The sequence below is a fragment of the Ruegeria sp. AO1 genome (assembly GCF_056535985.1).
The window spans coordinates 1,743,048-1,754,566 of the sequence record NZ_JBQFJC010000001.1 but is presented as its reverse complement, the minus strand read 5'-3'; the positions used below and the strand labels follow the sequence as shown (position 1 = coordinate 1,754,566).

At 56.7% G+C, this 11,519-nt stretch carries 12 protein-coding genes; 6 read left to right on the top strand and 6 right to left on the bottom strand.

What is annotated here, in order from left to right; genetic code table 11:
• Window positions 1-53: 53 nt before the first annotated feature.
• Together rpsB and tsf are read left to right on the top strand one after the other, a co-directional pair.
• Complete coding sequence (gene rpsB / locus ACR3FB_RS08615) at window positions 54-836, top strand: 30S ribosomal protein S2 (RefSeq protein ID WP_170466928.1); 783 nt, start codon at window positions 54-56, stop codon at window positions 834-836.
• Window positions 837-913: 77 nt separating this feature from the next.
• Window positions 914-1,789, top strand: a complete 876-nt coding sequence (gene tsf / locus ACR3FB_RS08610) for a translation elongation factor Ts (protein WP_170373730.1) — start codon at window positions 914-916, stop codon at window positions 1,787-1,789.
• 362 nt (window positions 1,790-2,151) lie between these two features.
• Here the strand turns inward: tsf and ACR3FB_RS08605 are convergent, their stop codons facing one another.
• The 3 genes from ACR3FB_RS08605 to ACR3FB_RS08595 all read right to left on the bottom strand — a co-directional run bounded on the left by ACR3FB_RS08605 (window position 2,152) and on the right by ACR3FB_RS08595 (window position 4,470).
• Entirely contained in the window at window positions 2,152-2,907 is a 756-nt protein-coding gene (locus ACR3FB_RS08605) for a LuxR family transcriptional regulator (RefSeq protein ID WP_480564631.1), read from the bottom strand.
• Window positions 2,904-3,353 (bottom strand): type II 3-dehydroquinate dehydratase, encoded by a 450-nt coding sequence (aroQ, locus tag ACR3FB_RS08600; RefSeq protein WP_425082796.1) that lies wholly within the window; start codon window positions 3,351-3,353, stop codon window positions 2,904-2,906. Before aroQ ends, ACR3FB_RS08605 begins: the two co-directional genes overlap by 4 nt.
• A 115-nt stretch (window positions 3,354-3,468) precedes the next feature.
• Window positions 3,469-4,470: an NADPH:quinone oxidoreductase family protein gene (locus ACR3FB_RS08595; protein ID WP_480564634.1), complete on the bottom strand. Its 1,002-nt coding sequence runs from the start codon at window positions 4,468-4,470 to the stop codon at window positions 3,469-3,471.
• A gap of 105 nt (window positions 4,471-4,575) precedes the next feature.
• On the opposite strand from ACR3FB_RS08595, the gene ACR3FB_RS08590 reads away from it, so the two are divergent.
• Genes ACR3FB_RS08590 through ACR3FB_RS08575 form a run of 4 tightly spaced genes read left to right on the top strand, consistent with a single transcriptional unit; the run spans window position 4,576 to window position 8,585 of the window.
• Window positions 4,576-5,394, top strand: a complete 819-nt coding sequence (locus tag ACR3FB_RS08590) for an SDR family NAD(P)-dependent oxidoreductase (protein WP_480564637.1) — start codon at window positions 4,576-4,578, stop codon at window positions 5,392-5,394.
• A gap of 2 nt (window positions 5,395-5,396) precedes the next feature.
• Window positions 5,397-6,422: a phosphotransferase gene (locus ACR3FB_RS08585; RefSeq protein WP_480564640.1), complete on the top strand. Its 1,026-nt coding sequence runs from the start codon at window positions 5,397-5,399 to the stop codon at window positions 6,420-6,422.
• A gap of 18 nt (window positions 6,423-6,440) precedes the next feature.
• Window positions 6,441-7,664: a serine hydrolase domain-containing protein gene (locus ACR3FB_RS08580; protein WP_480565575.1), complete on the top strand. Its 1,224-nt coding sequence runs from the start codon at window positions 6,441-6,443 to the stop codon at window positions 7,662-7,664.
• A 51-nt stretch (window positions 7,665-7,715) separates the two neighbouring features.
• Window positions 7,716-8,585, top strand: a complete 870-nt coding sequence (locus ACR3FB_RS08575; RefSeq protein ID WP_480565005.1) for an acyl-CoA thioesterase — start codon at window positions 7,716-7,718, stop codon at window positions 8,583-8,585.
• On the opposite strand, the gene ACR3FB_RS08570 is transcribed toward ACR3FB_RS08575, so the two are convergent.
• From ACR3FB_RS08570 to phoB, 3 genes are all read right to left on the bottom strand, one after another.
• Window positions 8,582-9,349 (bottom strand): SDR family oxidoreductase, encoded by a 768-nt coding sequence (locus ACR3FB_RS08570; RefSeq protein WP_480564645.1) that lies wholly within the window; start codon window positions 9,347-9,349, stop codon window positions 8,582-8,584. The two genes, ACR3FB_RS08575 and ACR3FB_RS08570, sit on opposite strands and share 4 nt — an antisense overlap.
• A 120-nt stretch (window positions 9,350-9,469) precedes the next feature.
• On the bottom strand, window positions 9,470-10,699 hold the full coding sequence (locus tag ACR3FB_RS08565) for an acyl-CoA dehydrogenase (protein ID WP_170466946.1): 1,230 nt from the start codon (window positions 10,697-10,699) through the stop codon (window positions 9,470-9,472).
• Window positions 10,700-10,824: 125 nt separating this feature from the next.
• Window positions 10,825-11,514 (bottom strand): phosphate regulon transcriptional regulator PhoB, encoded by a 690-nt coding sequence (phoB, locus tag ACR3FB_RS08560; RefSeq protein WP_480564648.1) that lies wholly within the window; start codon window positions 11,512-11,514, stop codon window positions 10,825-10,827.
• Window positions 11,515-11,519 lie beyond the last annotated feature (5 nt).

Sequence of the window (11,519 nt, the reverse complement as noted above, 5' to 3'; positions counted from 1 at the left end):
AGCATCCGCTTCTTTCACCCCCGCCAAGGCGTAAACCGGAAAAGGAAAATAGCATGGCTCTTCCCGAGTTCTCCATGCGCCAGCTGCTGGAAGCTGGCGTTCACTTTGGTCACCAGACACAGCGTTGGAATCCCCGCATGGGCCCGTTCATCTACGGCTCGCGCAATGGCATCCACATCATGGATCTGACCCAGACTGTTCCGATGCTGGATCAGGCTCTGCAGGCTGTTCGTGACACCGTCGCAAAAGGTGGCCGCGTTCTGTTCGTTGGTACCAAGCGTCAGGCCGCTGGCCCGATCGCTGAAGCGGCTGAAAAGTCGGCTCAGTACTACATGAACCACCGCTGGCTGGGCGGCACGTTGACCAACTGGAAAACCGTTTCCCAGTCGATCAACCGTCTGAACCAGATCGACGAAGCCATGGAAGCGGGCGCAGAAGGCCTGACCAAGAAAGAGCGTCTGGGCATGGAGCGTGACCAGCAGAAGCTGCAGGCATCGTTGGGCGGTATCCGCGAGATGGGCGGTGTTCCTGACCTGCTGTTCGTCATCGACGTCAAAAAAGAAGCACTGGCCATCGCAGAAGCCAACAAGCTGGGTATCCCGGTTGTGGCTGTTGTCGACACCAACTGCTCGCCCGACGGCGTTGACTACATCATCCCTGGCAACGACGACGCAGCCCGCGCGATCTCGCTGTACTGTGACCTGGCCGCACGTGCCGCTCTGGACGGTATGACCGCTCAGATGGGTGCTGCAGGCGTTGACCTGGGTGCCTTCGAAGAAGCACCGGTTGAAGAAGTCGTTGCAGAAGAAGCCGCTGAAGCTCCGGCCGAAGCGTAAGCTGCCCGTCACGTAAATGACACATGGGGCAGGGTATGACCTGCCCCAATTCCGTTTGAATTGAGGAGAGCCAAAAGATGGCAATCACAGCAGCAATGGTTAAAGAACTGCGCGACGCAACCGGCGCAGGCATGATGGACGCGAAAAAAGCCCTGACCGAAACCGGCGGCAACATGGACGAGGCCGTTGACTGGCTGCGCACCAAAGGTCTGGCCAAAGCGGCCAAGAAATCGGGCCGTACCGCAGCAGAAGGTCTGGTTGCTGTTCACGTCAACGGTGGCAACGGTGTTGCTGTCGAAGTGAACTCGGAAACCGACTTCGTTGCGAAGAACGCTGAGTTCCAGGAAATGGTCGGAAAGATCACCTACGCTGCTGAAGGCGTCGACAATGTCGAAGCTCTGTTGGCTGCTGATCTGGGCGGAAAGTCCGTCGCAGACACGATCACTGACAAGATCGCCACCATCGGTGAAAACATGTCGGTGCGCCGCATGTCGAAACTGTCGGGCGACACCGTTGTGTCTTACGTGCACAACGCAGCCACAAACGGCATGGGCAAAATCGGTGTTCTGGTTGCTCTGACCGGTGGCGACGAAGCGATCGGCAAGCAGGTTGCGATGCACATCGCAGCTGTGAACCCGGCAGCTCTGTCCGAGGCCGACATGGATCCGGCTGTTGTCGAGAAAGAAAAGCAGGTTCAGATGGACATCGCCCGCGAATCCGGCAAGCCGGAGCAGGTGATCGAGAAGATGATCGAAGGCCGTATGAAGAAATTCGTGGCTGAATCGACTCTGCTCAACCAGTCCTTCGTTGTGAACCCTGACCTGACCGTTGAAGCAGCGGCAAAAGAAGCAGGCGCAACCATCACCGGCTTCATCCGTCTGGAAGTTGGCGAAGGCATCGTGGTCGAAAAAGAAGACTTCGCTGCAGAAGTTGCCAAAGCGGCCCAAGGCTAAGCATTTGCTCCAGGCCCCGGTTGCGGGGCCTAACGACATTCAGAACCGGTCACGTCGAACGTGGCCGGTTTTTTCGTGCCAGAGATAGATTTGTCTGTTCAAGCAGAAGGTGAATGGAGGGCCCCGCATGATGGGGATGGTCGGGACCCTCCAAAATTCCGACGTCGGTACGCGGACGAATAGGCGCTCCAAAAGTCAGAGTGATTGGAGAGCTCTGGTATTGCAAAGATCCAATCGAATGTTCCTTGGCTAAAGCCACCACTCACGGAACGGTATCAATCTGCAATTTTCCCGTGAAGATGGGAAGTCATGATTTCCTTACCTTAGGTAAATTGACGCGGTTTGGCGTCAATCTCTTGTGTTTAGGCTTCCATCACATACATCTGGTTGTGTAGGGCGGCTTTGAGAACAGCTTGGGCTGTCGTCTCGACCGAAAGCGATTCGCGTGCCAGCCTCAGGTGTTTTTCTACTGTCGCCGCCGTCAGCCCCATCAGCAGGGCTATATCCTGAGTCGTTTTGCCATCACCGACCCATTGCAGCGCCTCTCGCTGACGTTTGGTGAGCGACCGATTCGGCGGTGTGTAGGGCAGGGTCAGGATCTTGAGATGAGCGATGTTGTTCATCAGAAGGATATCCTCGCCATGCTGTTCCCACATGTCGTCAATCTCGTCCTGGTTGCGGTTTTCTTCGGCCGATAGCGAGATCGCACCCTTGGACCGCACCGAGACCGAGTTGAAGCTGACAGTATATCCAGCAAGCACGTTGTGCGACTTGTTGAAATCCACAACCTTTTGCTGCTCGGGCGTGAGTTCCCCGTTCGAGGCCAAATCCTGAATCAACCCCCAGCTTGCCGCGCCATCGTTGTTCAAAGCCCATTGCAGCATCGGAGCGTTGGAATACCTGCTGTCACCAAGAAAACCATCAACATATTCCCGCCGATGATTGCTGAGGATGACAAAATCCTCAGGGTCGCCCAAGGATGTGGCAGTAAGATATTGAGTGTAGCCATAAATTAGCCGGTCAAACCCGTATATGGCCATCTGTCGGCAATGGGCATCCCAAAGCTCTTCCAGGGTTCTGGCATAGCTGACAAAGCGAAGATATTCCTTCAGCTTCATGTAACATCCCCTGATTTCAGATGAGCCGCCAAGGCATCCAGCGCCAAAACATAACTCTGCGCACCAAAACCGCAGATCTGCCCAAGGGCAACCGACGCGATGTAGGACTTGTGGCGGAAGCTTTCCCGCGCGTGGATGTTGGACAGGTGAACCTCGACCAAAGGCAGCTCTACCGAGGCAATCGCATCCATCAGGGCAATCGACGTATGGGTATAGGCGCCTGCGTTCAGAACCAAACCGTTCTGCGTGCCACGGGCCTGATGGATGGCGTCTATCAGCGCACCTTCGTGATTGGATTGAAATGTCGAAACCTCAAGCCCGATAGACGTGCCATGAGCAACGCATTGCTCCTCCACCATTTTCAAGGTGGTGCTGCCGTAGACCTCAGGCTGCCGGGTGCCCAAAAGATTGAGGTTCGGGCCATTCAACACAAGAATTTTATTCATAAATCTCCGTCCCCATATTCGTTTCTTAAACGGCATTTGGTGGGGATGTCTACCGGACAATGCTCCAATGAGGCGAGTGGGCTGACAAAGATGCCTTTGATGCAACCCGTTCCAGTTAGGTTTCGTCCATTGTGACCACAACCTTTCCGAGAACGGAGCGCTGAGAAAGCAGCTCGATTGCCGCCGCGCCCTCGGAAAGGGGGAAGCGCGCCGTGATACGGGGTTTGACTTTACCTGCGGCGTATAAGTTAAACAATTCGCTTAGGTTTTCGGTATGAGCGTCAGGTTCGCGAAAGACGGAGGCCCCCCAGAAAACGCCGACGATCTGGCATCCTTTCAGCAGCGCGAGATTGAGTGGCACACTGGGGATTCCTGCTGGAAACCCGATAACCAGATATCGACCCTTCCACGCAATGCTGCGCAACGAGGGTTCCGCATAGCCTCCGCCCACCGCGTCATAGATGACATCGACACCTTCAGCACCCGCTAACGCCTTGATATCTTTTGAGAACGCTTTCTGAGCGTCCTTGTCCGGGTTTCTGGGATACAGGATCGTCTCATCCGCTCCGATTGAGCGGCAGAATTCAGCTTTGTCTGGCGTGGAAACCGCAGCGATGACTCGCGCGCCCATGGCTTTGCCCAACTCGATCGCCGCCGATCCGACACCACCCGCGGCCCCCAGAACCAACAGCGTCTCACCCGGTTGGAGGGCTGCTCGATCCTTGAGAGCGTGGTAAGAGGTGCCATAGGTGAAGATAAAACACGCCGCCTCATCAAAGGGCATGGTTTCGGGAAACTTGATAGCGTCCTTGGCTTTAACCGCAAGATGCGTGGCAAAGCCGCCATGGCCGGTCAGCGCCAGAACGCGATCTCCGATCTCGAACCCTTCAACTCCGTCACCAAGCGCAAGCACCTCACCTGCGATTTCACCACCAGGGGCGAAGGGCCGCGGTGGCTTCATCTGATAGAGGTCGCGGATCATCAGCGTATCGGGAAAGTTCACCCCGGCGGCCTTTATTCCAACCAGAATCTCTCCGCGGCCCGGGGTCGGATCGGGCAGGGTGGTCAATTCCAGAGTCTCCGGTCCACCCGCTGCGACGCTGAGTAATGCTTGCATGTTGCCCTCATTGTTCCTGTTATTCTTGCAGATGGAATTTTGGGGCGGGATCGCGCGCTGTCAACGGCGCACCCTCTTTCCCCTACGACAAGCGAGGAGTGCGGCATGACCCCGGAAACCCTGTTTTCTTTGGATGGAAAGGTGGCTCTGGTCACTGGCGGTGCCACCGGAATTGGCCGCATGGCCGCCGAGGCGCTTGTTCGGGCTGGCGCGCATGTGCTGATCGCCTCCCGTAAAGGTGACGCCTGCGAGGCCGTCGCGGCGGAGCTGAACGCGCTGGATGCCCCCGGCAGTGCCGAGGGGTTTGCAGGGGATCTGGGCAGCAAGGACGGAATCGACGAAGTCGTTGCCGAGATCAATAAACGGACGGAACGCCTTGATATTTTGATGAATAATTCCGGTGTGTCCTGGGGCGCGCCTTTAGGTCAATTTCCCCATGATGCGTGGGACAAAGTGATGTCCGTTAACGTCGCGGGCGTGTTTGAGCTGACGCAGAAACTGTTGCCGTTGCTCATGAAATCCGGCACCGCCGAAGACCCAGCGCGGGTGGTCAATGTGGGCTCGGTCATGGGTGAGGTTCCCATGGGCGACGGGGCATACAGCTATTCGGCGTCCAAGGCGGCCGTCCTGCATCTGACCAAAATCCTGGCCAAGGAACTGTCGCCTTACCACGTGACCGTCAACGCTCTGGCGCCCGGCCCGTTCGTCTCACGCATGACCGCTTTTGCAACTGCGGATGAGACGACGCGCGAGAAGGTGGGCAAATCGGTTCCTCTGGGCCGAGTTGGGCGTGACGATGACATCGCGGGCTGCATGTTGTTTCTGTGTGGGCGAGGGGGCAGCTACGTGACCGGAGCCGTCATCCCCGTGTCCGGAGGCATCAACGTGGTTACTGCGGGCAACATCTTTGCCGAAGCGTTTTGACGATGAATACGAAAAGCCCATTGGATCTGGACGCCGTCGATACCTACCTTGCCGCAAACCTCTCGGGGTATCGCGGCCCTCTGAAGGCCCGCAAGTTCAATATCGGGCAATCCAACCCGACTTTCGCACTTGAGACACCAGATCGAAACTACGTTTTGCGCCGTAAGCCTATGGGAAAGCTTCTGAAATCCGCTCACGCAGTGGAGCGTGAATTTCGCGTGCAACAGGCGCTTGCAGGCAGTGACGTCCCGGTGCCCGAGATGTTTCTTCTATGCGAAGACACCTCAGTCATAGGATCCAGTTTCTACGTGATGGAACACTTGGAGGGCCGCGTTTTCCTGGAACCAACCCTGACCGGTGAAAGCAACGAGACGCGCACCGCCGTCTTGGATGAAATGAACCGGGTGCTGGCCGCGTTGCATTCCGTCGATATCGACGCGGTCGGCCTCGCCGACTTTGGCCCGAGCGGCAATTACTTCGAACGTCAGATCGCGCGCTGGACAAAGCAGTACCGCGCGTCTGAGACAAACAAGATCGCTCAGATGGATGCGCTGATCACAGGGTTGGAGGCGGCTTTGCCCGAAGACGATGGTCAGCGCAGTCTTGTGCATGGCGACTACCGGATCGACAACCTGATGTTTGAACGCGGCGGCTCCCGGTGTATCGGCGTGCTGGATTGGGAGTTGTCGACGATCGGCCACCCTTACGCCGACCTTGCTGCGGTGATCATGCAGTGGCAGCTGCCTCCGGGGCCAGAAGGGCGGGGGCTGGCCGGGATTTACCGCAAAACCCTCGGATTGCCCAGTGATAGAGACTATATCGGTCAATATTGCACGCGACGTGGGCTGCCGGAAATCAAGGATTTTGGGTTCTATCTTGCCTTTAACTTCTTCCGCATGGCCGCCATTCTGCAGGGCGTCTACAAACGCGCGCTGGACGGCAACGCCTCGGACCCGGGGCGGGCGAAACTTTTCGGTGACTACGTGCCGCTCTTTGCGCAGCATGGTTTGTCGGCTTTGGATGCCTAGGGCATTGGGAACTTTGGAATGCCGGTTACGTTGGATCAAGACAGGTTGGATCGCGTTCGCCCGTGGATGCAACGCTATGTAGATAAACGAAAATATCCCGGCAGCTCAGTTCTTCTAAAACACAAAGGGCAGGAGGTCTTCTTCCACGCCTGCGGTCAGCGCAACGTCGAAGCAGGACTCCCTTTCGAACGTGACACGCTGGTCCGTATCTACTCGATGACCAAACCGATCACCTCAGTTGCGTTGATGATGCTGGTCGAGGGTGGATTGATCCAGCTTGGCGCACCTTTGTCCTCGTATCTGCCCGAGTTTTCCGCGCCTCAGGCGTTGGTTCCCAATGCCGAGCGGTTGGATCAGACCCAAGCCGCGCCGCCACCGACGCTCCATCAGCTACTGACCCACACGAGCGGGTTCAGCTACCCATTCAATCCTGGTCTTCTGCCATCGGCGATGGATGAGCGGGATATGATCTTCAAACCCAATCAAGGGCTTCTTAAGGACAGAGTAAGCGATCTCGCCGCGCTGCCACTCGCATTTCAACCGAGTAGCCGATGGGAGTATTCGGTAAGCACCGACGTCCTAGGTCGCGTTGTTGAGGTCGTCTCGGGAAAGACGTTGGACCAGTTCTTCCAGCAGGACATCTTTGAACCGCTTGGTATGCGAGAGACTGGCTTTGTGGTTCCCAAAGGCGCTGGTGATAGATTTGCGTCGCTCTATACGCCTCTGGCCGGTGACGCGATGGATCTTAACTCGGCCGAACAGTCCGAGGATACGCTCAGGCTGGTGGATCAAGCGGGATCTTCTCCGTTCGAATCCACCACCACGTTCTCGGGCGGTGGCGGCTTGGTCGGAACGATTGATGACTATAGCCGGTTTGTTGAAATGCTGCGGAATCGAGGGCAGGTCGATGGCGAACGGCTATTGGGTCCGAAGACAGTAGATTTCATGATGATCAATCACTTACCTGGCGATATTGCCTCCATGGGCCCCAGTAGTTTTGCGGAACAACCGATGGAAGGTATGGGGTTTGGGTTGGGCGGCTCTGTCGTGCTGAACCCGGGTCGTACTGGAGTGCCTGGGTCTGTCGGGGATTTCAGTTGGGGTGGTATGGCCTCGACCTATTTCTGGATTGACCGGTCCTTGGATTTGACAGCTGTGTTCTTCACTCAATTGTCGCCGTCCAGCTCTTATCCATCCCGCGCGGAACTCAAAGCTCTGGTTTTGGGTGCGGTGATTGATTGATGGCGCGGGTGTTGGTACCTCATCCCCCAAATGAACAAGATCGAGCAACACATGACCGAAGCTGAGCGTATTCTCCTGGATCTTCTGAACATCGAACGGCTTGAGGTTGACCTGTTCCGGGGCACTGGATCAGGTGGTGAGACACCGACGCGTATCTTTGGCGGCCAAGTCATCGCTCAGGCACTAGCAGCGGCTTACAGAACGGTTGATGACAGGCTCTGCCATTCCTTGCATGCTTATTTCATCCGTCCGGGTGATCCCAGTATTCCCGTTGTTTATCAAGTGGACCGGGCCAGAGACGGCGGGTCTTTTACCACGCGGCGCGTTGTTGCGATCCAACACGGTAAGCAGATCCTCAATATGTCTGCATCCTTTCATGTAGAGGATGAGGGATGGTCTCATCAGCATCCAATGCCGTCTTCTGAGAGCCCAGAAACCCATCCATCGCGCAGCGAACTTCGCCACAAGTATGTGGATCAAGTCCCTGAAAAAATGAAAAAAGAATTGTTGCGCGAGCGGCCAATAGAGGTGCGCGAAGTAGACCATCTCGACCCATTTCGACCTGAAATTTCCGACGATCAGAACAAGATCTGGTTCCGAATGCCCGGAGCTGCGTCAACTGATGCCCTTACACAGCATCTGATACTGGCCTATGCCTCAGACATGAGCCTGATGAGCTCCGGCATGCGGCCCCATGGGCTGAGCTGGTTCACGGGTCAGGTAAACGCGGCAAGCTTGGATCACGCGCTGTGGTTTCATGCGCCGGTGCGTTTTGAAGACTGGCATCTATACGCGATGGAATCGCCGTGGACGGGGCAGGGGCGGTCTTTCAATCGCGGCTCCATCTATTCCGAAGATGGTGTTCTGGTGGCGTCGGTTGCGCAAGAAGGATTGATGCGACGGCCGAATGGCCGTTCTTAAGGATCGCCTATAAACTGTTGATTTAACTTGTTCATGCCGAGCAGCCATCGATCATAGTCAGCCGTTTTGTGACGCATGTATTCAAGGACTTCGGGATGCGGCAGGATCAGGAATTGCTCGGCTCGAATACCGTCCACACAGGCCTGTGCGACATCCTCCGGCTCGAGCATTCCGTCAATAGCCGCGACCGAGGTTTCATGACCGCGTGTCATCTCGGATCTGACGGCTTGCGGGCATAGGGCCGAAACCTTCAAACCTTTATGGCCGTAGGTCAACGCCAACCATTCTGCAAAACCGATGGCCGCGTGTTTGGTGACGCCATACGGCGCTGCTCCGGGTTGGTTCAAAAGCCCGGCAGCCGACGCCGTGATCATGATGTAGCCATGACCGCGTTTGAGGAACCTTGAAATAAGATGACGTGACATCCAGACATGGGACATCACGTTGATGTCCCAGATACGGTTCCAGTCTTCGTCTGGCACGTCCAAACCGCCGAGCGTAAGAATTCCGGCATTTGCACAAAACAGATCGATCGGAGCAATCTCGTCCTCGACATGCTCGATAAGCGCTTTGATCTGCGCTTCGCTGGCGACGTCGCACGGATACGCGTGCCCGCCGATTTTCTCCGCCAAGGATTGCGCAGTCGCTCCGTCGATGTCGGAACAGACTACGTTGGCGCCATCTGCAGAGAACCTCTCAGCAAGACCTTTGCCAATACCGCCAGCGGCGCCGGTTATGACAACTGTCTTTCCGCTGAGTTCCAATTCGTTATCCTCGGTGGTTGGGTTTGACTAGAGATCCTCATATTTACCATAATACCAATTACAGGCATTACAGAATAGTATCGCCCTAGATCAAACCCTACACCTAACCGCCTTTAAGACCTAGAAAAAAGCCTGCAACCCAGTTTGCGCACGTCCAAGGATAAGAGCGTGAACGTCATGAGTACCCTCATAGGTGTTCACAGTCTCCAGATTGACCATGTGGCGGATAACCTGGAATTCCAGCGAGATACCATTGCCGCCGTGCATGTCACGGGCCATGCGCGCGATGTCCAGCGCTTTGCCGCAGTTGTTGCGTTTGACGATGGAAACCATCTCGGGCGCCGCTTCGGCCTGATCCATCAGGCGACCGACACGCAGGCTTGCTTGCAGAGCCAAAGCGATTTCGGTCTGCATGTCTGCCAGTTTGCGTTGGTACAGCTGCGTTTGCGCGAGCGGTTTGTTGAACTGCTTACGGTCCAGACCATATTGCAGAGCCGCGTGCCAGCAGTGTTCGGCTGCACCCATCACGCCCCAGCTGATCCCATACCGCGCGCGGTTCAGACAGCCGAACGGGCCTTTCAGACCTTGCACATGAGGCAGCAAAGCGCCCTCGCCCACCTCAACGCCATCCAGCACGATCTCTCCGGTGATCGAGGCCCGCAGGCTGAGCTTGTTTTCGATCTTCGGCGCAGAAAGGCCGGGCTGACCTTTGTCCAGAACGAAGCCTCGGATCTTACCGTCATGCGCGTCTGACTTGGCCCAGACCACGAAGACATCCGCAATTGGCGCGTTCGAGATCCACATCTTGGTGCCGGTCAAGCGGTATCCGCCGTCGATCTTTTCGGCCCGTGTTTTCATGCCCGCGGGGTCAGACCCGGCATCCGCTTCGGTCAGGCCGAAACAGCCGATCCATTCGCCCGAAGCCAGTTTCGGCAGGTATTTGCGGCGCTGTTCCTCCGACCCGTAAGCATAAATTGGGTACATCACCAGCGAGCTTTGCACTGACATCATCGAGCGATAGCCCGAGTCCACGCGCTCAACCTCACGCGCGACCAGGCCGTAGGACACGTAGCCGCTGCCAAGGCCGCCATATTCCTCCGGGATCGTGGTGCCCAGAAGGCCCATCTCGCCCATTTCGCGAAAAATCTCGGGGTCGGTTTCTTCGTTCTGGAATGCGGCGGTGACGCGCGGCTGCAGCTTTTCCTGCGCGTATGCGCGCGCGCTGTCGGCGATCATGCGCTCGTCTTCTGACAACTGGTCGGACAGGCGGAACGGATCGTCCCAGGCAAACTTACCCAGATCCGGCGCATCTTTTGCGCGCAAAGTCGGTTTGGTGGCAGGGGCGTTCATCGGGTGTCTCCGGTCTGTCTGAAGTTGCTGCACATTAACGTGGCACTTCGAGGAAAAACAGCAAGAGTTTGACACCCGATTATGAGTAAATGTCATAGGTAGGGGGCCGACACCCTCTTCCCTTTTTATCCTAAGGCGTACCCTGCCCCGCGCACAGTCCGCACAGGATCATTGCCGCCATGCTGGGTCAGCGCTTTGCGCAAACGGCCGATATGCACGTCGACCGTACGGGTGTCGACATAGATGTCGCGGCCCCAGACCCGGTCCAACAATTGCTCACGGGTCCAGACCCGGCCTGGTTTTTCCATGAAGGTGCTGAGAAGGCGGAATTCGGTCGGACCTAGTTTCAGCGAATGGCTGCCACGGCTGACCTTGTGGGTCTCGGAATCCAGTATGATATCGTCGAATTCCAGGCGAATACCCACCGTCGCTGGGCGTACACGGCGCAACTGGGTCCGCACCCGAGCCATGAGTTCCACGACTGAGTAAGGCTTGACCACATAGTCATCTGCGCCAGTCTCAAGCCCGCGCACCTTGTCGACCTCTTCCGACCGCGCCGAGAGCATGATGATCGGAATAGAACGGGTGTCGGGCCGCGTTTTCAGGCGTCGGCAGACCTCGATTCCGCTGAGATTGGGCATCATCCAGTCCAGAACGATGATATCCGGGCTGTCTTCGTCCACCAGCAACAGCGCCTCGTCACCGCTGGCCGCCTTCGAGACGCGAAAGCCTTCGGCCTCAAGGTTGTAGGCCAGCACTTCACGCTGGGCGAGCTCATCTTCGACCACCAGAACCGTTGGTTGATCTGCAGACATGAGAG

Excerpts from the sequence above, each read along its gene's own strand:
- ACR3FB_RS08590 (WP_480564637.1), top strand. The coding sequence starts at position 4,576 with ATGACCCCGGAAACCCTGTTTTCTTTGGATGGAAAGGTGGCTCTGGTC.
- phoB (WP_480564648.1), bottom strand. The coding sequence starts at position 11,514 with ATGTCTGCAGATCAACCAACGGTTCTGGTGGTCGAAGATGAGCTCGCC.
- ACR3FB_RS08575 (WP_480565005.1), top strand. The coding sequence starts at position 7,716 with ATGACCGAAGCTGAGCGTATTCTCCTGGATCTTCTGAACATCGAACGG.
- tsf (WP_170373730.1), top strand. The coding sequence starts at position 914 with ATGGCAATCACAGCAGCAATGGTTAAAGAACTGCGCGACGCAACCGGC.
- ACR3FB_RS08605 (WP_480564631.1), bottom strand. The coding sequence starts at position 2,907 with ATGAAGCTGAAGGAATATCTTCGCTTTGTCAGCTATGCCAGAACCCTG.
- ACR3FB_RS08595 (WP_480564634.1), bottom strand. The coding sequence starts at position 4,470 with ATGCAAGCATTACTCAGCGTCGCAGCGGGTGGACCGGAGACTCTGGAA.
- ACR3FB_RS08585 (WP_480564640.1), top strand. The coding sequence starts at position 5,397 with ATGAATACGAAAAGCCCATTGGATCTGGACGCCGTCGATACCTACCTT.
- ACR3FB_RS08580 (WP_480565575.1), top strand. The coding sequence starts at position 6,441 with ATGCCGGTTACGTTGGATCAAGACAGGTTGGATCGCGTTCGCCCGTGG.
- rpsB (WP_170466928.1), top strand. The coding sequence starts at position 54 with ATGGCTCTTCCCGAGTTCTCCATGCGCCAGCTGCTGGAAGCTGGCGTT.
- aroQ (WP_425082796.1), bottom strand. The coding sequence starts at position 3,353 with ATGAATAAAATTCTTGTGTTGAATGGCCCGAACCTCAATCTTTTGGGC.
- ACR3FB_RS08565 (WP_170466946.1), bottom strand. The coding sequence starts at position 10,699 with ATGAACGCCCCTGCCACCAAACCGACTTTGCGCGCAAAAGATGCGCCG.